A 20,399-nucleotide genomic window follows, 5' to 3' on the forward strand; every position below is an offset into this window, starting at 1 on the left:
GCCAGTAGCTCCCCACTACGTTCCGACAGGAAAACGGCTTCAAAAAAAATCATACTTACAACAGGTAATGCAATGTTAGGGAGTATTAAGCCCAAACATTACAAAATCCAAAACCGCCTTAGGTTTCCCTTTTTTTGGAAGAAACCCAGATTGATGCTCATTTTAATAATCGACAGTTTAAAAGTAGCATCAATCTTAACGTTTTCCAAATATTTTGAGGTTTTACCTTAATCAGAGGACAGCACAGGCGTTTATAAAACAGGACTAACAATTTAAAACCAAAACACGCATGAAAAATCAATTGTGACCAAGCCTAAACCTCATCATTGAGATACGCTACAACTGGAGTTTGCAACAAAAACCTCGCTATCGCCAATTGCAAACTCTAAATCCCTAAGAACATGGCAGCACTATAAAAGACAGTGCCACATAGCGAACAGTTAGAATTAGTCTTTGGGATAGCTGCCGCTATGCACCAAACCATATGCGGCAACTTCCCAATTTAACTTTAAAAAAAATGGAGCCCATGCACCTATAGTTTTCACAAAAAAACCTCCCTACAAATGTTGGCACAATCGTTCAGGAGGTCAAATTAAATCAATTATAACAATTAATCTGACAAATTTATGACATTAAAACATATAACCAAACGTAGGCGCCTTCTATTGTGTTTCTTTTCAGTGGCAATCGCCGCTTCTTATCCCCCACTAATAGCCAAAAACACAACGGCGCTTGCGTTTTTCACAAATAAATCCATCCAACGAAATGGAGCTTACAGGACCATAACAGAGGTACTTGGATTGGTAGTGGCGGGGGCCACTCCAATAGTGAACGACACCAAACGTGGCACCGTCACTGCCCTTAACGGAAACTACATGTGCTGTAAAGCCATGGAAAATGCACTTTACGGAAAGCGTAATATCAACCATGTATTAGAGCATGATACCCCAAACGTGTATGGGATGGTCATCAATACCGGCTACTACAACACTACAGATCGTGAAAAGACCAAAATATTGCGACTAAATCAACAAATCGAACAGCTAGAATTAGTCTTTGGGAAAGGGCTACTGTTTACCGGATTTTGCTAACAACTCAGTGGCCCCTCTTCCCTATTAAAACCTGTTGCCTATGATATAATAACTATAAAAAATCACCGATGCTGTAACAACATAAAACGGCATAAAAAAAGCCCGCTCCCAGTTTACCACGACATTGGAGCAGGCCAAAAGTTAAAATTAATCTATCACTTTAACCATTACAAAACTATGACAAAAAATCATAAATCAGTAAGGTGGCGGCGTATTTTTGTCTGCTGTCTCTTCTTACTTAGTATTTCCATGACCCTTTCTGCCCAGGACCTGTTAGTCTCTGGCGAGGTTACTGACGGCAACCTGCCCATATCTGGCGCAAATGTTATTATTAAAAACACTACAAACGGTGTGGTAACAGACTTTGATGGGCATTATACTATTACTGCCAGACCAACTGATACGCTTCAAATCTCATATTTGGGATATACAACGCTTACCATTCCCATTCAAAACCGTACAAACATAAATGTTTCACTGCAAGAAGATGCAACCGCCTTGGGCGAAGTACAAATTAATGCCGGCTACTACACCACTACCGATAGGGAGAAAACGGGGAGTATTGCGCGGATTACGGCTAAGGAGATTCAGAAACAACCCATAAGCAATCCGTTGGCTGCAATGCAAGGACGCATGGCCGGAGTCAACATCACCCAAAATTCAGGAATTCCCGGGGGCGGCTTCAACATTCAGATAAGGGGGATCAACAGTTTGCGCAACAATGGTAATGCGCCCCTATATATTGTCAATGGAGTGCCGTACAATTCACAGTCCTTGGGCAGTTCATTAACATCGAGTGGACTGTTGGCCAGTGCAACCAGCCCCCTTAACAGCATCAACCCGTCAGATATAGAGAGCATTGAAGTACTAAAAGATGCCGATGCCACCGCCATTTATGGCTCACGTGGTGCCAATGGTGTGGTGCTTATTACCACCAAGAGTGGCACTTCGGAAAAGACATCCTTTAACCTGCAAGCTTTTACAAGCTTGGGCAAGGCAACGGCCACAATGGACATGATGGATACAGCGCAGTATCTGGCAATGCGGCGTGAGGCCTATGCTAATGATGGGGTCACGGCCTACCCGGCCAATGCATATGATATCAACGGTGCGTGGAGCCCAACCAAAAATACCGATTGGGCAAAGGAACTTATCGGTGGTACGTCATACATTAAAAATTTACGGGCGGGCGTGTCAGGGGGCAACGGAAATACCACCTTCCTGTTGAGCGGCACCTACAGGACGGAGTCTACCGTGTTTCCCGGTGATGACACTTACAGCCAGGCTGCCGTACAAAGTTCCGTTTCCCACCGCTCCTCCAATGACAAGTTCAAGGTAGACCTTAACCTAAACTATGCCAATAACAAGAGCACCATCCAGGCTAATGACCTTACGGCACAGGCCTATCGTCTCGCCCCCAATGCGCCCGACCTCTATGATGGAAACGGCAACCTCAATTGGGAAAATGGCACCTTTGAAAATCCTTTGGCCAATGGCCTGGGCAAATACAGCAACCAGTCTAAAAACCTAATTGCCAATGCGGTCCTCAGCTATAGTGTGGCACCAAATTTAGAACTCAAGACAAGTTTGGGCTACAACGATTTGAACCTTGATGAGGCCCGTACCCTCCCCTCTACGGTCTACAATCCGGTCTATGGGGTTAGTAGCAGGAGTTCCATTCTTACGTTGAACAGCGGTAAAAGAAACTCATGGATCGTAGAGCCACAGCTCAACTGGAAACATAAATGGCAGGACCATGAGCTGGAAGTGTTGTTGGGCACTACCTTCCAATCGGAAAGTTCAGATATCCTGACCCAAAGGGGCACGGGCTTTTCGAGCAACGGCCTGATCAACAGTATCGGGGCCGCCACCATCGTTCAAATACTGTCAGATCAGCTTTCAGAGTACAGGTACCAAGCGGTGTTCGGGAGGGTCAACTACAGGTTTAAAGATAGGTACATTGCCAACATCACCGGCAGGCGCGACGGTTCCAGCAGGTTCGGTCCAAAAAACAGGTTTGCTAATTTTGGAGCCATAGGAGCGGCATGGATTTTTTCAAGAGAAAAATTTCTCGATAAATCCTCCTTTTTGAGCTTTGGAAAACTTCGAGGCAGCTACGGCACCACTGGCAGTGACCAGATTGGGGACTACCAGTTTTTGGATACCTATTCCATAAGCAACAACCTCTATAATGGGGTGGCCGGCCTACAGCCCACCAGGCTCTTCAGTCCAAACTTTGGGTGGGAAACCAACACCAAGGTAGAGCTCGCTATAGAACTGGGACTCTTCAGGGACAGAGTATTCTTAAGTTCGGCATGGTACAACAACCGTTCCTCCAACCAACTGGTCGGTATCCCCCTTCCCGCAACTACGGGCTTTAACAATATACAGGCCAATTTGGATGCCGTGATACGCAACAGGGGCCTTGAATTGGAACTGCGCACGCTCAACATCGACAAGAAGGCCTTCTCATGGAGCACCACGGCCAACCTGACCATCCCCAATAACAAACTGCTGCGCTTTGATGGTCTGGAAGGCTCCACCTATGCCAACACCTATGTCATCGGGGAACCAGTGGATATCATCAAGGGTTATCATTTTACTGGCATTGACGCAGACTCGGGCATCTATCAGTTTGAGGACTACAATGATGACGGCCTGATCACCTCGGCAGACCGCCAATATATCAGTGACGTGTCCCCACAATGGTTCGGTGGCCTCAACAACCGCATCACCTATAAAAACTGGGAGCTCGACTTTTTGTTCCAGTTTGTCAGACAGGATGGCCACAATTACATTTACTCATCCAATCTTCCAGGGACTATGACCAACATGCCTATTGAGGTTTTGGACCATTGGCCCGCCAATGGAGAGAACGCCGAGATCCAGCGTTATACAACGGGACTGAACTCTCAGGTCTTTAGTGCCTATTTCAGACACAGGACCAGTAATGCTGCCATTTCAGATGCTTCATATGTCAGACTGAAAAGCCTCAGTATGACCTATAACTTTCCTAAAAAACTGCTCGGTTCTGTTACTGGAAGCATCTATCTACAGGGCCAAAACCTATGGACAATCACCAATTATAAGGGAGCAGATCCAGAGAACCAATCCCTGACATTCCTGCCCCCGTTGAGACAATTGACTATGGGTACAATCTTTAATTTTTAATGTTATGAAGACAAAATTTACTATAAGTTTTATGGTTACAATCATCCTTGGCCTATTGCTCGTGGGATGCGATAAGTTCATTGAGGTCGACCTCCCAGAATCACAGCTCACGGGACCCGCGGTATATGAAGACCAAACCACGGCCACAGCAGCCCTCTCTGACCTTTATGCACGCCTAAGGAACGGTGGGGTATTGACGGGAAATACTGATGGAACCAGTATGGTCCTCGGGCTCTATGCCGATGAGCTGAAATATTACGGCACGGGCACCTCGGCCCTTGAAAGTTTCTATTCCAACAGCGTAATACCTTCAAATACTTACATAGCGGACCTGTGGAGCAATAGCTACGCACAGATCTATGCAGCAAATGCCCTATTGGAGGGACTTGAAAACTCCCCAGAAATCCCCGAAAGCGCTACCCATCAATTACAGGGAGAGACGCTTTTCATTCGGGCAATCCTCCACTTCTATCTGGTCAACCTGTTTGGCGACATCCCCTACATCACCACAACGGATTACCAGAACAACGCCCAGGCGAAGAGGCTGCCTTCAAGTGAAGTCATGGCGAATATCATCAGCGATCTGGAGGAAGCCGATCTAAAACTGACTTATGAATATCCTGCCCAAAACAGGGTACGGGCAAACAAGGCTGTGGTACGGGCACTCTTGGCAAGGGTGCACCTGTATTTGGAACACTGGTCCCTGGCGGAGATGTATGCCGCTGACGTAATTGGGCAAACCGCCCTTTATGCCGTTGAGAGCAATCTTGACGCAGTTTTCCTAAAGGGCAGCACCGCCACCATTTGGCAACTGCATCCTGGAGTTTCAGGGGCTAATACGTTGCAGGGAAAGATCTTCAGTTTTTCAAGTGGCCCACCTGCCATTGCATCGCTCAATCAGGAGCTGGTGTCAAGCTTTACAGAAAACGATCTGCGAAGGCAACATTGGATCAAAAGTGTGACGGACGGCTCACAGGTCTGGTACCACCCCTACAAATATAAACTGACAGAGAATACGGGCGTATCAGAGGAATATTCCATTGTCTTGCGCCTGGAGGAACAGCTCCTGATAAGGGCGGAGGCCCGTGCCAATATTGGGGACATTGATGGCGCCAAACAGGACCTCAATACCATCAGGAACAGAGCAGGCCTTGAAGACTCCACTGCCGAGACAACAACAGAACTGCTCGCCGACATACAACAGGAGAGAAAGCTGGAGCTCTTTACAGAATTTGGCCACCGCTGGTTGGACCTCAAAAGAAAGGGGATGGCAGAGGCGGCATTATCACCCATAAAACCGGCATGGGGGCCTAAAAATCTATTGTTTCCCCTTCCAGAATCGGAACTTCTGCTCAACCCAAACTTGGAGCCACAAAATACAGGATATTGAAATTTAAGACTATGGCACTAAAAGCATTTCTACTCCTCTGGCTCCTCAGTGCTTCCATGGCACATTGCCAAAAGCAGGCAAAATTGGAACTTACCATGGAAGACTACGACCGATGGAGCACCCTTGTTGCGGGAGACCTATCCGTCCAAGGGACATGGCTATCCTATAGATTGACCTATAATGGCGGTATCGACACACTTTTTGTCAAGGGTACTAAAACCGAAAAGATCCATACCTTTCCCCAAGGCAACAAGGTCCGCTTCGGCGGTGATGAAAAATGGGCTCTGGTCTTTAAGCCCAATTCCATGGTTCTGATGGACCTTGCAAAGGGCGAACAAATGGTTTGGAATAAGGCCATCTCAGGCCAGTTTATGGGCAACTCCAAATTTGTGCTTTTCGAGAAGGTGATGGAGAAAGGCAAAGAACTCGTAATCCTGGAACTGGCATCGGGAAGGACGACCAACATAGGCATGATAAAGGAATACACAGTCAGTCCCAATGGTAACAAAGTGGCCTATATCCTCAACGACAATACAGTGGCCTTGTTAAATCCCGGGCGTGGACGTGGGGCTAAAGTATTATTTAGAAATGACCCATTGCCCCGTAAGCATCTGGTCTGGAACCAGGACAGTGATGCGCTGGCCTTTCTGGAAGAGCTCATTGAAATTGGGGCCAAGGCACCCAATCACAGGATCCATTTCATAAAGGACCTTGCACATACCACAGGGCATTTTATCCTTGACCCAACCAGTCCCTCCAGCCCTGTCTCTGGAAAGACCATCCTGTACAACCGTTCCTTTACCCCATTGGCCATTGCACCTGACAATGAAAACCTCATCTTTTACCTTAAGGGCGAGCAAGAATCAAACCTTTCTGAAGAGGGGGTACAGGTGTGGCGCAGCACAGACAGGTTGGAATACCCAAGGAACCTTTTGGAGGGAAACCCCAAGGCCAGGCCAAAGCTATCGAGCTGGTTTCCCAAAACAGACCGTCTCCTTAAAATCATGGACAATGAACGCTATGGTGCCTACCTGACAGCGGACAAAAAAAAGGCTATCGTCTTTGATCCGCACCGCTATGAACCACAACCAGAATCTTATGGTCCAACTGATCTTTGGGTCATGGATCTGGTAACGGGAAATCGCGAGTTCATTGTTGGACACCAATCCTACAAGACAGGGTTCCTTGGGGCATCCCCAAACAGTCGGTATATCAACTATTACAAAAACGGACAGTGGTGGGGTTTTGATTTCACGACGGGTCACCATGTGCTGCTCTCTCCCAACATCAATGATCTGGAACAGAAGAGCTATCCCGGCGCGGAACAACCTTCCCATGGGGTGGCGGGATGGACTACGGACAGTAAATTTCTCATCGTCCATTCCGAATATGATATATGGCTGCTCTCTCCGAACGGCAGAGAACAGATACTGCTCACAGATGGCAAGTCCCAAAATATACGCTATAGGGTGGTCACGGATCTCAATAGGAAAAAAAGGCAATTCAGTCTTTATGATCCCATTGGCCTAAACTTTGACCTTGGGGATGGTCTCGTCATTGAAAGCTTTGACCTAAACGACAAGTCCATGGGCTATTACAGATATACCTCAAAAGGGAGGCTCAAAAAAATGGTAATGGAAAAGGCTAAACTGGCACACCTTAAAAAGGCGGTAGACAGCGAGAACTTCATCTATACCCTACAACGTGCAGACCTCTCTCCACAGCTCCTCTACATGGACGTGAATTTTAATAGTGAAAGTTTGGTAAGGACCAATACGCAACAGGAAAACTATGGCTGGGGCAAAACGGAGCTCATCGCCTATTCCAACAGCGCTGGGGATCAGCTCCAGGGCGTGCTCCATTACCCAGCGGGGTACATAGAAGGGCGGCAATACCCCATGGTGGTCAATATCTATGAAACGCAATCCCAATACTTCCATAACTATTTTAATCCTACGGTCTACAACACCAATGGCTTTTGCCCGACCATCTATACCACAGACGGGTATTTGGTACTCTACCCCGATATTACCTATCAAGATGGAGAGCCCGGTCCTTCGGCAGTGGATTGTGTGGAGGCGGCCGTTAAAAAAGCGGTGGACATGGGAGTTGTGGACAAAGATCATATTGGGCTCATCGGGTATTCCTTTGGCGGTTACCAAACTGTCTTTATCGTATCCCAGTCCAATACATTTGCCGCTGCCGTTTCTGGCTGTGGCTATGTCGATCTGGTCGGAAATTCCCTATTCCTTGAGAAGGGAACACGTTCAAACATGTGGCGCTACCAGACGCACCAAAAACGGATGGGAGCATCACTTTACGATGATTTTCAAGGCTTTGTAGAGAATTCTCCGATCACTTATGCCGAAAATATTACAACCCCTTTAATGAGCGTCACGGGAACAAGGGACACGCAGGTAGATCCCCAGGAAAGCATGAAACTGCACTTGGCACTAAGGAGCCTTAAAAAAGAACATACGTTGCTCCTGTACCCAGGTGAGGGCCATGCCATAACCACGCCAAAGTTCCAGAAGGACCTGACCCTAAAAACAAAGGCCTGGTTCGATTATTACCTGAAAAAAATCCCGATTCCAGAAGAAATGGGATTGTAAGAAATGGACAATGCCGGAAACTACATTCCCGGCATTGAACTTTTAATCACCCTTCCTTAATCCATTTTCTGGTAAAGGACATCCGGACAGGAGGTCCCGTTAAAGTCATACAGGGTGTTGACACCGTCCGTACAAAGGAACGGCACCTCGATTGTGGAACATTCCGTTTTTGTTGGGATACACGAGTCCCCAACTTTCTGGAACCCCTGCCTATCAGCAAGGGCCGTGCCATCGTGCGCACCGTTGCCGGTCGCAAAGGCGCCTATGGCTGCAACCAGTGCAAAGGCCATGGGCATCATCAATTTTCTAAATTGTGTTTTCATAATAATAAAAATTTAAAAATTACGCCTACTCTATTGACAGGTTTTCGGCTTGTCCTGAACTACGTAGTATGTCTATAGGGGCTTATCTGTCTAACTCAAAATCCAATTTATAAGCCCTGATATGGTTTCCAATCAAGCTCACCAACAGTTTGCCCTGAACATAAAATTCTGATAGGCTTTCCCCGGACACATTTGTGACATAAAAACTAAATACATAGGATCCATTGGTAAGGTCATAGATATCGATCACCGAATTGCGCTTCCAAGACGATTCTGGTTCATAGAGCCCCATGACCTTTGACTGCACAAAAAGATGGTTGCCATAAGTGGCCGTATTCCTGTTCACCAACATGGGTGGGGCAGATAGTTTGCGCACCAACCCCGAGACAGTATTGCTTACTTCCAACACCGCCTTACTTATGGTATCTATGGTCTTTCCCCTATAATCCAGTTTAAGATTACCATTCGCAACAATAAATTGGTTCCTATAATAATAGGTATAGATGATCCTATCAAGCTGCCTGTTGTACAGGAGCATGCCGTCCGTGTCAAAGACACCGTCCACCTGCTTAACCAATAGTTCCCTGGACAGTACCAAGCCAGGAGTATCACCTGTTTTCATCAGGCCTAGCACATTCTCATTGGTCCTACTCTCACGAGCAACCATTACAAATTTGTTGTGTTCCGTTGGCACAATTTTTAAAAAATAGCCCTGTACACTCTCCTGCGTCTTGACCTTCCAGTCCAAGGTCATACCCCTAAAGATGATCGGGATGTTGCCATCCATAAAATAGAAATACGGAGCCACCACCCTAACCTTAGGCGACCTAAATAACATATCCCCATCCAACAACGTTATTGTTGATTCCCGTTGGATCTCAAGGCTATGGTCCAGCACTTTGATATGCAAGGGCCCCGTGGTATTGGTAAGGTAGATATGTGTACTGTCAATTCCAGCAACCTTATAGGAATTCAGGCCAAGGTCCAGCGAATTTTTCAAGGTGACCCTGTGCTGCGGAAAGCGTCTTATAAAATTGTTCCGTTCATGGGTTATGGTCTCGGAGGCCCTGAATAGAAGCACCATAGTTAGTGAGCAGGCCAAAATTATACAGAGCATCCATACGGTTATTTTTTTATACCGTTTGGTGGATACATATAGCGCAATTGCTGCAAACATTACAAAAAGAAGGTTGAAGAGCAAATGCTGGCTCCAGCTCATGCGCTCCAGAACCCCGCCACAGGAGCATGGCACGAAAGGGCTATAATTCAATATGATAAAGATATAAAGACTGAACAGTACCATCAAGGTTAGGGCAAGATAAAGGCCCAAACGTCTAGTGGCTGCAATGGAGAGCAAAACTGTCGCAAGGGTTTCCAAAAGGAGCACACCATAAGATACAAATGCCGTAAAAGCACTCAATATTGGAGATTGTCCGATCTGCATCTGAAAATTTTCAAAATCTAATAGCTTGCTCACTGTTGCATACACAAATAACACAATGAACAGCAGACTGACAATCAAGGGTGTTTTTTCACGAAGAGATCTTGGAACTAACATATCATTTGATTTGATATGGTAAAGTTCCAAACTAAAATTATACGAAAACGTGAAAGTATTTGCCTAATCGGGATTAATTTCCAGAAACCCTATGATTTACCCTTGGAGATGGTGTTCTTTCTCAATTCTTTTGTGGTGTATCCAAAGCTTTGCTTAAATAATCTTGAAAAATGGGATTGGCTCTTAAACCCCGACTTGTGCGCAATAGTTTTAAAGGGGAGGTCCGTATACTGTATCATTACCTGCGCTTTTCGGAGTCGCTCTTGTATGATGAATTTATGGATTGTGGTCCCATAGAGCTCTTTAAAGCCATACTTCAACTTGAACTCATTCGTTCCCAATTGAAGGGCAAAATCCTTCTGTGATGGAAAATCGGTTTGGGGATTGTTGAAAATGATATTATGTGCAGCTCTAATCTTTTGGATATCTCCATAGGTCAACACCATTTTATTTTTTCTGGATAGTAAACTTGTATCATTTAACACCCGTTGGTATTTTCCGTTAATGACCCTTTTCTTTAATTCCGATTTCAACTTTTTCTGATAATAGGAATGTTGAACCACGGTGATCAATAGTTTCCTGCTTTCATTTGCCCTGTGTCTAAAGGTGGCAAAATGCACAACTTTGGGAACCTCAAAATTATTTTTGCGCTTAAAGATCAAATGGATAGAACCTTCAAGCTTTGGTTTCTTGATTATGCTTTTCCATTTGCTTTTCCAGATGGTCTTCGAATCATCTGTCAGAAAATCTTCAAACAATTTTCCTACGATATTATCCACTGGCAGAGAGAGCATTTTACCTGCTTGACCGTTGACCATTTCAACGACTCCATTCTCATCCAATATGAAACCCATCTTTACAATATCCATGATGGTTGTATTGGCATTAGCAAAACCCTGATGGACCATGTTAGCCTCAATTTCTTCAGCTAACATATTCAACCCCACAATGATTGACTCGAGATCATCATCCTTTGAAGAACGCTCTATCTGATAATGAAAATTACCTGAGGCCATTTCCAATATCATATTATGAACATTCCTTACCCGTTGTTTGTCAAATTCTCCCATAATAAACTATTTATTTTTAGATATTTATCCCAATTATCACTTATATTTTTGTAAAAACAATAAAGCTTCGCTTATCAAATCAAAGACCATTGTAGGTATTGGTGGTTTACTCGTGCGTAAATAAAATTTTGAAAACATATCTGAAACAGGGGCCTAAACTATAAATGCCACGGCTTTAATAAACGACGAGCCTTCTATTGATAAATAGATACGCGCTGTTTTATTGATCTCTCTTATTTTACGTATATCGCACAATACAGGAATGCTCTGCCCCTCCTGTAGGGTGAACCTATCTTCAACAATGCTGACAGCCGCAGACAAGTCCGAAGTGACATTTTTATATTCAACATGAAAGATACCATCCTTAATTGTATAGGTCGCATATTCATTTTCAATAAATATGATCTCAATTATTAAAAAACTGGTTTCTTCAGTATAAAGTTAAAGAAATTAAATTAGACACTTTTGTCCAAAACGGAGCAGCAATTGACTTTTAGGGATTAATCTTAGCCCAAAACGGAGTAAAATTTGCCTAAAACGGATTATGGCGCTCTTCCACCCTCCAATATCGCACAAAAGACATTAAATTCTATGTTTAATAAAATAGATAATATGTCAAAAATCAAACACAACAATTTTTGGATATTGCCAATAGAAAATCATAACCTGGAACTTATGGGATTGTTAGAGTGTAAATAAACAAAGATCTTGGTTTACAGGAAATGAAATACCAAGAATTAATATCGGAATACAAGATGCACCTGGATATTATGGAGTTCCGAACAGAAGATGTTTTATATAAAGCAGAGCACGGCATTTCAACAACTGAAAAATTCATTAAGCTATTGCGCCAAAAAGTATTGGAAATGGGGTTCAATAACCCTGAAGAGGAAATCAGCTTTTTCAAACATATTAAACCCCAAATTTTCAGCAAACTCATCTATTATGTTAAACTGTTCAATATTGAAAGTAAACGTCCCAGGAGCAGTTCTAAATTCCAGATCAAATATCTCAGTGCCCATATTAACAAACTGCAGGTCTATTTTAATGACAATCTGGATTTCTACCATTATTATCGTAGAGGTGCCACCACCCTGGATACGGAATATTTTACGAGGGGCAAGACCGATCTCCGATCGCCCACTGAGTCGTACCATTCTTTCGTGGATGTTTACAACAGGAAATTGAAAAATCAGAAAGAAATAACAGTGTTTACCAAAATACAATGAAAAACACATCGTCAAAACTATTTTGGACGGGAAACAAAACCGAATTAATTGAATTGATCTACGCCCTACATAGTAGTGGCGCAATTAATAGTGGTACGGCGGACATCAAAGAACTGGCTTCAGTATTTGAGCAGATGTTCAATATTGAACTAAGCAACTACTACCACACTTTTATAGAAATCAGAGCTCGAAAATCGAGTAAAACTAAATTTATGGACAAACTGACGGACTCCCTGAACAGACGGTTCGAAGATTCAGACGAATAATCCATAGGTCATCCCAACTTGGGAAAAATTAATCCATCGCTTTCCGCATAGCTTTTGATACCGTTTGAAGGCAGAAATCCTGTGCTTCTTTTTCTTCATCCAATAAAACACGTCAAATTCTATGACAATAAATATCTCCCACCTCTGGATGGACTATTGATGCTTTGACAATAAAAGCGATCAAATTTGCATAACGAAAGTCAAATCAAGTCAGGGGCTGTCAAATTATCTGAAATTAATACGATGGTCCCTTTCTCTAAAACCCTTTTATTATGCCGACAAGTATTATTACCACCGACGATCTTCGGGAATTCAAAATGGAATTGCTCGATGCTATTAAAACCCTTTTAGCCAAACAATCTAAAGGGCAATTAAAAAGATACCTCAAATCTTCTGAGGTCATGGATTTGCTGCAAGTAAGTCCAGGAACATTACAGAATCTTCGCATCAATGGCACGTTGCCCTACACAAAAATTGGGGGCATTATCTACTACGATTCCCAAGAAATACAAAATGTGATGACCGCCAACCGTGTACAGCACGGTTTAAACTCGTAGAAGATGAATTACATAAAGCTACTCAATGCGGCTTTTGAAAAGTTCTTTTTGGATGACCGCCTAAAGCCCACCCATATCAGTCTTTATTTGGCATTGTTCCAAGAATGGAACTGCAACCGATTTGCGAAGGAGTTCAGTGTGAACCGAAGAGATCTGATGACCGCATCAAAAATAGGCTCAAAATCCTCATATCATCGGTGCTTGAGAGATCTCGATAAATGGGAATATCTCTCGTATTATCCATCCAACAGTCCCTATAAGGGCAGCAAAATAAAGATGTCAGTTTTCTGGACCGAGGATGAAACGGTTCAGGATCAAAACAGTCCCAACATTGAACCGGTTACGGGATGCGAGCGTCCCGAGAATGAACCTACTTCGGGACAGTACAGTCCCCTATTGGAACAGATTGCGGAACGGTACCGTCCCAAGACTGAACCTGGTTTGGGACGGTATGGTCCCACCAGCGGACTTACAATGGGATCTACTATAAACAGTAACAAACAAATAAACAATAATAAACAACCAAAGGGCTGGCAGGCCGTTATTGATTTTTTTGTTGAAAAAGGTGGTCATGCTGATGAAGGAAAAAAATTCTTTGAGCATTACCAAGACCGAAACTGGAAAACAAGTGATGGCAACACCATTCGCGATTGGCGCGCTCTTGCCAAGCACTGGATGGACAGAGCTGAGTTATTCAAAAAAGAAAGTAAAGCAAACACAAAGCCACCGTCCCAATTTAAGGACAACTTAAAAACCACCAAATACAAAGATTATGGACAACCCCTGTAAAATTGTTGAAGATGATGTGGAATACTCCATTGGCACCTTTGATGGCAAAACGGTGGTCTATGATTTTGATCTCATCCTGACCTACCTGGATGTCAAAGGGAAATTACTGTTTGGTAACCATTTTAAAATTTACGACGAGGATCTTCGCGTCATCCGCAAGCTGTGCCATTATTTTATCAAGGACAGGGACTATTGTCAAAAGAACGATATTGACATACATAAGGGCATTCTTCTTTCCGGACCTGTGGGATGTGGAAAGACCACTCTGATGAAACTCTTGCGATTTATCGTACCGATGCAACGGCCTTACGAAGTCATTCCTTCCCGTAATGTCGCGTTTAGCTTTAATCATCTTGGCTTCAAAACGGTTGAAGATTATGGGAACAGCAAGTCCTATTGTTTTGATGATCTGGGCGTAGAGCCTATGGGCCGATTCTATGGTAAAGACCTCAATGTAATGGGTGAAGTATTATTGTCCAGATATGAACTTTTTCTGGACACCAAACAGAAAGTCAAAACCCACGCCACCACCAATCTTGGTGCTGATGAACTTGAAGAACACTATGGCCACCGGGTGCGGAGCAGAATGCGGGAATTGTTTAATTTGATTGCGTTTGATGAGAAGGCTATAGATAAAAGAGTATAATTCACTGCTCCAACCTGATTAATCTCAGAGTATTCCTTAAAAAAACGATTAAACTTAATTATATCAAAAATAACCCCACTCTTTCGACTGGGGTTTCGAATCTACTTCCAAAAGAGGAATTTTTGAATCCAATTCGTTTTTATTGGTTTTGAAACCAGCGGATCCTTCAATTCATTGGAGTCATTCACTAATATTTGTGAACTTTTATTTCTGTAATACTCTTGTCTTGTAATATCTTCATCCCTTCTGACTCTAAGAATAGTTTCATCAGACCATTTCAATGACCATTCAACCTTGCTATTGATAATCCAATAATGTGATTTACAATCAAAACTCCAATTGCCAACAGATGGCTTTAAACTAATATCTTCACCATTGTAGATCATTTTCCAGCCTGTTGGATGTAATGGTGTATTGACCTCTTCACCACACCCACAAGCACATTTATGAATTACTGATTTGTATTCTAATGAAATATAAATAACACGCTCTTGAATGACATCTGGCATGAACTCAACAAATTGATATTTAAACTTCATTATTAAAAATGGTATTTACATTAACCGAATAATTACTATTATACTCTAATCTTTGATCATTGTAGAATCCATAGTATTTCTTCCACTTGATCACAGCAAAAATAGCGTTCAGATTATTCAAATCTCCTATCTGAATGTTTGTTTTGTAATCATCATCCTCACCATTGGAAAAGCTTACTAAACCATTGTAAACATGTCCTCTTTCTTCAGGAGTACTTAATGTCGTTCTCACAATACCCATCAACTCATTCCCTTCTCTTTCAATACCGAGTCCACAATCAATAAACGGAATATTTAAGTCTTCTAATTTCTTAAAAACCATCTTTTTAATTTCACCAATATCAATAGCAATAAAAACAAAATCTAATTTATTTAATAAACCTAAATTAGTTTCATTTATGTAGACCGAATGAGGAATTATTTTCCTATGTATTTGTGAATAAACTTCTGTAAAATAATCAACCTTAAAATCATTTAAGTCAATTCTCTCCTTTGTAGTTGCACCAGGTGCTCTAAAGGCATTATGTTGTTTAAACCTATCTCCATCAAACAGATGAATTTCACCTACTAAGGTTTTTGCTACTTTATCTAGAATAAAAGAACCAGTACCTCCCAAACCAACAATTCCGATCCTTATACCAGATAGTTTTTCATTGACAACATCTATTTCTGCTCTGGAAGAGTTAGTATTACTGTAATGTAAAACTGAATCTTCTTGCTTTGTCTCTATTACTCTACCAGTCTTGGCCGTTGCATCTGGAAAATAATGTTGAGCTTGTCCACAAAGAATCTTTACATAAGTTACCATTTTCTCGTAATATGTAGGATACATTGGGTTTGGTTTATGAGAAAATATATGATCTATAATAATTCCATTTCCCAAATCATGTCTATGACTACTGTTAATTAACTGATTCATTGGCTTACCGTCAATACCACATGGTATTTCTCCAATAAAATAAACAACATGAGTATCAGGTATTGGAGTTGACACGCTGGAAACCAACGTGCCATAAACCAATTCCCTATTAGCATTCAAATAAGGAACGCTATGTATTAAGAGAAAGTTTCCAACTATCTCTACCTCATAATCATCGTTACGAAGTTTTTTAATACCAAGACTATGATTTGTTTGTTTCTGTAACATTAAATATCATTTTATTTTTTACTGAAACAATATCACCTTTAAGCATACTGCCCTCTGGTTTACTCGGGACACCATTAATGTAATTAACAGTATAAATCACATTTGGATTAGTAGAAATCTTGCCATAAGCAAGCATTACAACTTCTTCAAAAAAGATAGTGCTTTTCAACCAATCTTTTGGTTTACTATTAACAATTACACAATTAATAACCTCCTCGATTCCACATGAAATAAAGCAAGAATTCTTCGTAATTGCTATTTTATGTTCAACATCGTCTTTGAACGATACTTCTATGTCACCCTTGCGAATCTCAGTCAAATAGAATTGCTTAGGATTAATGCCAGCCACTTCCATTATCTCAATAGGAGTCATAAAACAATATTCTACATCATATTGCTTATCATCAACCCTTATTTTCAGATTTTTATAAGGTTTAGCCTCAAAACCTTCAATACCTGCTGTTTTTAGATCAACTATTTCCTCTAATTGAATAGGAGTAAAGCCTTTCTCATTGATTTTGTATAGCAACTCATAATCCTCCGCAGGATATAATTGTGCAACAGACAATAATTCACGTCCAGTTATTTTCGATTTGCTGGATTCAAATCTTTCATTATTAATTTTAAATTTATACATAATATATAGTTTTTATTTTAACATAATTTGACTCAACTCTACATTTTAAAAACAGTTTGAGTTAGAACTATTCAGGTAAATATTATGTTAAGACCCTTGTATTAGAATTTTAAAAACTATACATTTGTTATAACATTATAAAACAAAAAGGAATCCTTCAATTTAGGTGACAAGCCTTTTGAAGATTAGTTTACCAGACTAAGACAAAATTATTCCTAAAAATTCTTAATCCAATCTGTTGCTCTAACAACAGATTGGATTTTTTCATTTCATGTCAACTCTTATTTTTAATTATACTTTACAAAGATATTAAATAATATCGTTAATTTAATTTACTTGATAACATTTTTGTTAAATATTATTTTAAACAAATCAAATTTATTAATTATCAAACAAACATAAATCATTTTTAAGTTAAAACTACTTCCAAATTATATAAAGTCTTCAATTCTTATCAACAAAACACAAAGAAAGTTATTAACAATTAATTGATAACAAGGAGTTAATAACTATATTTGTATACTTTTATAAATAAAAACCTTTTATGCCAAATAAAATCGTTCACCCAGGTATCTTGCTTGATAATATGCTGAATGAAAGGAACTTGAGCCAACGAGATTTAGCCTCAAGAATTGACGTAGCTCATTCTTTACTTAACAACATATTAAAGGGTAATAGAAACATTAATGTTCACATAGCCATAGCACTTGAATCAGCAGGATTTAAGGATGCTAATTTCTGGCTAACGGAACAAATGAAATTTAATTTATATCAAGCTCAAAATGACAAAGATGTAATTAAAAAGACAAAGTCGATTAAAGAATGGAATGACATTGAAGAAGGAGGAATTGTTCCTTTGCCCTTTTTTAAGAAACAAAATATAGGTATTAACACTTCAGACGATCTTAACAAAATATTTGAAATTTATGATGTAAGTGACTATAGTAGCCTTAAAAAAAGAGTGAATGAATTTAATCCAACATATTTTAGAAAGTCATCTAAATTCTCCGAAAATAAAAACAATGTAATCGCGTGGTCTTTGATGGCAAAATATAAAGCGAAACAAGAAAATGTTCCTAGCTTCAAACGTTCTAACGAACGACTTTTATTGAAAGAATTAAAGAAGTGCTTTTATGAAAATGAAAATGTAATCAATGAAACAAAGAAAATACTGAATAAGTATGGAATTATATTTTTTACATTAAATCGTCCACCTCAAACCCCCGCGGATGGAAAGTCCTTCATTTCTGAAAATAATCCAACTATAGTTCTTTCTTTGAAGTACAAAAGACTTGATAACTTTGCTTTTACGTTATTCCATGAATTGGGTCATGTTTTCGAACACCTTACCCATCCAGATAGACCAGAATTAAAAAATGAGGAGTTTTTCATTAACAGTTCAAATACAGAAATTGTAGAATTCGAAGCTAACAATTATGCAAGAAACAACTTAATTGAACAAAATACTTGGAGCGACTTCATAACATTAAATGAAGAGTTTAACGATGACATTATTTTAGAGTTCTCGAAAAAACATAAAATACATCCAGGTATCGTTAGAGGTCGCGTATGTTATGAATATAATGAATATTATCGAAAAAGATCTACTATTACAGAGATGAATAAACTTGAAGAAAATTAATTTTGTATATCCGCAATCACTAATAATGATAAATTTTGAGTATTTTAGACAAAAAATAAAGGTATGAATATTTTTAGTTTTTCGGCCGAATTCAGCAGTGAAGAAGCATGCCGCATGCATTTTAAAGAAGAGCGGGATAAGATTGGTGTCGCCTGCAAAAATTGTTCCCATACAGAGCATTATTGGATAAAGAGCCAGTGGAGCTACGAATGCAAAAAATGCAGGAGCAGGACTTCCCTTCGCAGCGGCACGATCATGCAGAGTTCAAATCTGTCCTTTCTTACCTGGTACAAGACCATGTTTTTGCTTACGGCCACCAAAAAGGGCTTTTCTTCCAAAGAGATACAGCGCCAGTTGGGCCTAAAACGTTACGAGCCTGTTTGGGCGATGGTCCATAAACTGCGCAAAGCAATGGGAAAGAGGGATGACAGATATACCTTGGAGGGAATGATCGAAATGGATGAGGGCTATTTTACCATAGAGGCTTCCGAAAATGAGCATAGGACACAAAAATCAGGTCGGGGAAGCAAGACGAAGTCCAATGTGATGGTGATGGCAGAGAGTACGATCCTTGAGGATCTGGACACGGGAAAGGTTGAACGGCAATGCCGTTACTTCAAGGCAAAAGTGCTGGAAGACCATAAAGCGGATGGTACAGATCAAACACTCCTGAACGCAATTGCCCAAGAACAGACCATTGTCTTTACGGACCAGAGCACATCATATGTCAACATTGCTGATTACGTGGAACTGCACATCAGCGAGAAATCAAGCGAACAAACAACGAAGGAGACATTGAAGTGGGTGCACATAGCAATCAGCAATGCCAAGCGCAATTTTGTGGGCAATTATCACAAGATAAAGAGAAAATATCTACAGTTATATCTCAACGAATTTGTTTACAAGCTCAATCGTAGATATTTTGGTGAGAAAATCTTCGATAGGCTTGTAATTGCCAATATAACGGGATTATGAGTGAAAACGGATATACAGTAAATTAATCAACAATTTTTATTTGTCATAACTATTGCAATAATCTTTTTTAATATCCTAATTAGTTTGACGTATAATTCTTTCATAACCGCTCCCGATTTAAATAATTAAATATTGGCTGTAAAACAGACAGAGCGGCGATTTTTATATTTTTCAATATCAAAAACCAACGTGCCTCTTCAATATTCGTGAGGAACCCCAATTCTATCAATACAGAAGGGCAATAAATTAAAGTCTCTCGCAACACCTGAAAATTAGAAAACTTAACACCCCTACTCTCAAAACCCAAGTTTTGATTTAGTGCAGCTTGCAACTGAAAAGCAAACCATGTGGCATCATTTGAATATTTGGGTGTTGCATCTGCAACATAAACTTCAACACCTCTCGCATTCGGATTATAAGAATGATTACAATGTAACGATACAAACAAATCAGCTTTCAATGCCTTCGTCAGTTTTGTTCTATCCGACAACAAAATAAGCGTATCACTATATCTGGTCAAATAGATATCGAGCGGATTTTCCATTTCATTATTTAGCCTTAAAATAGCATTTGCAATATCGAGTACAACATCCTTTTCCTGGATGCCATTTATTCCGATGGCACCCGAGTCTTTTCCACCGTGTCCAACATCTATAATTATTATTTTTTGAGTTGCCGATTCCTGTCCAAAAATGAAACACATTTTTAGAAGCAAAATGACAAAACTGACGTTTTGGAGCACTTTTTTCATTTTCAT

General features: G+C 40.8%; 18 protein-coding genes. 11 read left to right on the forward strand and 7 right to left on the reverse strand.

From position 1 onward, the window contains the following. Positions 1-626 precede the first annotated feature (626 nt). The 4 genes from MWU32_RS03855 (at position 627) to MWU32_RS03870 (ending at position 8,264) form a co-directional block, all read left to right on the forward strand. On the forward strand, positions 627-1,091 hold the full coding sequence (locus tag MWU32_RS03855) for a hypothetical protein (protein WP_246937970.1): 465 nt from the start codon (positions 627-629) through the stop codon (positions 1,089-1,091). 177 nt (positions 1,092-1,268) lie between these two features. Next, positions 1,269-4,262 carry a SusC/RagA family TonB-linked outer membrane protein gene (locus MWU32_RS03860; protein ID WP_246937971.1) on the forward strand — a complete coding sequence of 998 codons (2,994 nt, stop codon included), beginning with the start codon at positions 1,269-1,271 and terminating at the stop codon, positions 4,260-4,262. 4 nt (positions 4,263-4,266) lie between these two features. Then, complete coding sequence (locus MWU32_RS03865) at positions 4,267-5,652, forward strand: RagB/SusD family nutrient uptake outer membrane protein (protein ID WP_246937972.1); 1,386 nt, start codon at positions 4,267-4,269, stop codon at positions 5,650-5,652. Positions 5,653-5,663: 11 nt separating this feature from the next. Further along, positions 5,664-8,264 carry a prolyl oligopeptidase family serine peptidase gene (locus MWU32_RS03870; RefSeq protein ID WP_246937973.1) on the forward strand — a complete coding sequence of 867 codons (2,601 nt, stop codon included), beginning with the start codon at positions 5,664-5,666 and terminating at the stop codon, positions 8,262-8,264. A gap of 56 nt (positions 8,265-8,320) precedes the next feature. On the opposite strand, the gene MWU32_RS03875 is transcribed toward MWU32_RS03870, so the two are convergent. From MWU32_RS03875 to MWU32_RS03885, 3 genes are all read right to left on the reverse strand, one after another. Further along, entirely contained in the window at positions 8,321-8,587 is a 267-nt protein-coding gene (locus tag MWU32_RS03875) for a hypothetical protein (protein WP_246937974.1), read from the reverse strand. Positions 8,588-8,669: 82 nt separating this feature from the next. Then, the gene (locus MWU32_RS03880; RefSeq protein ID WP_246937975.1) at positions 8,670-10,145 is read right to left on the reverse strand and encodes a MauE/DoxX family redox-associated membrane protein; all 1,476 of its coding nucleotides are present in this window, start codon (positions 10,143-10,145) and stop codon (positions 8,670-8,672) included. An 89-nt stretch (positions 10,146-10,234) separates the two neighbouring features. Continuing rightward, positions 10,235-11,215: an AraC family transcriptional regulator gene (locus MWU32_RS03885; protein WP_246937976.1), complete on the reverse strand. Its 981-nt coding sequence runs from the start codon at positions 11,213-11,215 to the stop codon at positions 10,235-10,237. Positions 11,216-11,937: 722 nt separating this feature from the next. On the opposite strand from MWU32_RS03885, the gene MWU32_RS05400 reads away from it, so the two are divergent. The 5 genes from MWU32_RS05400 to MWU32_RS03905 all read left to right on the forward strand — a co-directional run bounded on the left by MWU32_RS05400 (position 11,938) and on the right by MWU32_RS03905 (position 14,702). Beyond that, positions 11,938-12,444, forward strand: coding sequence for an RteC domain-containing protein (locus MWU32_RS05400; RefSeq protein WP_262914708.1), 507 nt, complete (start codon positions 11,938-11,940; stop codon positions 12,442-12,444). Then, the gene (locus MWU32_RS05405; protein WP_262914709.1) at positions 12,441-12,710 is read left to right on the forward strand and encodes an RteC domain-containing protein; all 270 of its coding nucleotides are present in this window, start codon (positions 12,441-12,443) and stop codon (positions 12,708-12,710) included. Before MWU32_RS05400 ends, MWU32_RS05405 begins: the two co-directional genes overlap by 4 nt. Positions 12,711-12,982: 272 nt before the next feature. After that, positions 12,983-13,267: a helix-turn-helix domain-containing protein gene (locus tag MWU32_RS03895; RefSeq protein ID WP_246937977.1), complete on the forward strand. Its 285-nt coding sequence runs from the start codon at positions 12,983-12,985 to the stop codon at positions 13,265-13,267. 3 nt (positions 13,268-13,270) lie between these two features. Beyond that, entirely contained in the window at positions 13,271-14,056 is a 786-nt protein-coding gene (locus MWU32_RS03900) for a hypothetical protein (RefSeq protein WP_246937978.1), read from the forward strand. Next, positions 14,040-14,702, forward strand: a complete 663-nt coding sequence (locus tag MWU32_RS03905) for an ATPase (protein WP_246937979.1) — start codon at positions 14,040-14,042, stop codon at positions 14,700-14,702. Before MWU32_RS03900 ends, MWU32_RS03905 begins: the two co-directional genes overlap by 17 nt. 101 nt (positions 14,703-14,803) lie before the next feature. On the opposite strand, the gene MWU32_RS03910 is transcribed toward MWU32_RS03905, so the two are convergent. From MWU32_RS03910 to MWU32_RS03920, 3 genes are read right to left on the reverse strand one after another with little or no spacing between them, the layout of a single operon-like run. Then, positions 14,804-15,241, reverse strand: a complete 438-nt coding sequence (locus MWU32_RS03910) for a DUF6527 family protein (RefSeq protein ID WP_246937980.1) — start codon at positions 15,239-15,241, stop codon at positions 14,804-14,806. Further along, positions 15,231-16,388 (reverse strand): ThiF family adenylyltransferase, encoded by a 1,158-nt coding sequence (locus MWU32_RS03915; RefSeq protein WP_246937982.1) that lies wholly within the window; start codon positions 16,386-16,388, stop codon positions 15,231-15,233. Before MWU32_RS03915 ends, MWU32_RS03910 begins: the two co-directional genes overlap by 11 nt. Further along, positions 16,363-17,025, reverse strand: a complete 663-nt coding sequence (locus MWU32_RS03920; protein ID WP_246937984.1) for a multiubiquitin domain-containing protein — start codon at positions 17,023-17,025, stop codon at positions 16,363-16,365. The genes MWU32_RS03915 and MWU32_RS03920 overlap by 26 nt, the downstream gene beginning before the upstream one ends. Positions 17,026-17,569: 544 nt before the next feature. On the opposite strand from MWU32_RS03920, the gene MWU32_RS03925 reads away from it, so the two are divergent. Beyond that, on the forward strand, positions 17,570-18,667 hold the full coding sequence (locus MWU32_RS03925; protein WP_246937986.1) for a HigA family addiction module antitoxin: 1,098 nt from the start codon (positions 17,570-17,572) through the stop codon (positions 18,665-18,667). Between the two features lie 63 nt (positions 18,668-18,730). Then, complete coding sequence (locus MWU32_RS03930; RefSeq protein WP_246937988.1) at positions 18,731-19,642, forward strand: IS1595 family transposase; 912 nt, start codon at positions 18,731-18,733, stop codon at positions 19,640-19,642. A 100-nt stretch (positions 19,643-19,742) separates the two neighbouring features. Here the strand turns inward: MWU32_RS03930 and MWU32_RS03935 are convergent, their stop codons facing one another. After that, positions 19,743-20,393 (reverse strand): N-acetylmuramoyl-L-alanine amidase, encoded by a 651-nt coding sequence (locus tag MWU32_RS03935; protein ID WP_246938006.1) that lies wholly within the window; start codon positions 20,391-20,393, stop codon positions 19,743-19,745. Between the last annotated feature and the right edge of the window lie 6 nt (positions 20,394-20,399).

It is taken from the genome of Gelidibacter sp. F63206 (assembly GCF_023015735.1).

Coding starts and splice junctions, on each gene's coding strand:
- MWU32_RS03855 (WP_246937970.1), top strand. CDS start 627: ATGACATTAAAACATATAACCAAACGTAGGCGCCTTCTATTGTGTTTC.
- MWU32_RS03860 (WP_246937971.1), top strand. CDS start 1,269: ATGACAAAAAATCATAAATCAGTAAGGTGGCGGCGTATTTTTGTCTGC.
- MWU32_RS03865 (WP_246937972.1), top strand. CDS start 4,267: ATGAAGACAAAATTTACTATAAGTTTTATGGTTACAATCATCCTTGGC.
- MWU32_RS03870 (WP_246937973.1), top strand. CDS start 5,664: ATGGCACTAAAAGCATTTCTACTCCTCTGGCTCCTCAGTGCTTCCATG.
- MWU32_RS03875 (WP_246937974.1), bottom strand. CDS start 8,587: ATGAAAACACAATTTAGAAAATTGATGATGCCCATGGCCTTTGCACTG.
- MWU32_RS03880 (WP_246937975.1), bottom strand. CDS start 10,145: ATGTTAGTTCCAAGATCTCTTCGTGAAAAAACACCCTTGATTGTCAGT.
- MWU32_RS03885 (WP_246937976.1), bottom strand. CDS start 11,215: ATGGGAGAATTTGACAAACAACGGGTAAGGAATGTTCATAATATGATA.
- MWU32_RS05400 (WP_262914708.1), top strand. CDS start 11,938: ATGAAATACCAAGAATTAATATCGGAATACAAGATGCACCTGGATATT.
- MWU32_RS05405 (WP_262914709.1), top strand. CDS start 12,441: ATGAAAAACACATCGTCAAAACTATTTTGGACGGGAAACAAAACCGAA.
- MWU32_RS03895 (WP_246937977.1), top strand. CDS start 12,983: ATGCCGACAAGTATTATTACCACCGACGATCTTCGGGAATTCAAAATG.
- MWU32_RS03900 (WP_246937978.1), top strand. CDS start 13,271: ATGAATTACATAAAGCTACTCAATGCGGCTTTTGAAAAGTTCTTTTTG.
- MWU32_RS03905 (WP_246937979.1), top strand. CDS start 14,040: ATGGACAACCCCTGTAAAATTGTTGAAGATGATGTGGAATACTCCATT.
- MWU32_RS03910 (WP_246937980.1), bottom strand. CDS start 15,241: ATGAAGTTTAAATATCAATTTGTTGAGTTCATGCCAGATGTCATTCAA.
- MWU32_RS03915 (WP_246937982.1), bottom strand. CDS start 16,388: ATGTTACAGAAACAAACAAATCATAGTCTTGGTATTAAAAAACTTCGT.
- MWU32_RS03920 (WP_246937984.1), bottom strand. CDS start 17,025: ATGTATAAATTTAAAATTAATAATGAAAGATTTGAATCCAGCAAATCG.
- MWU32_RS03925 (WP_246937986.1), top strand. CDS start 17,570: ATGCCAAATAAAATCGTTCACCCAGGTATCTTGCTTGATAATATGCTG.
- MWU32_RS03930 (WP_246937988.1), top strand. CDS start 18,731: ATGAATATTTTTAGTTTTTCGGCCGAATTCAGCAGTGAAGAAGCATGC.
- MWU32_RS03935 (WP_246938006.1), bottom strand. CDS start 20,393: ATGAAAAAAGTGCTCCAAAACGTCAGTTTTGTCATTTTGCTTCTAAAA.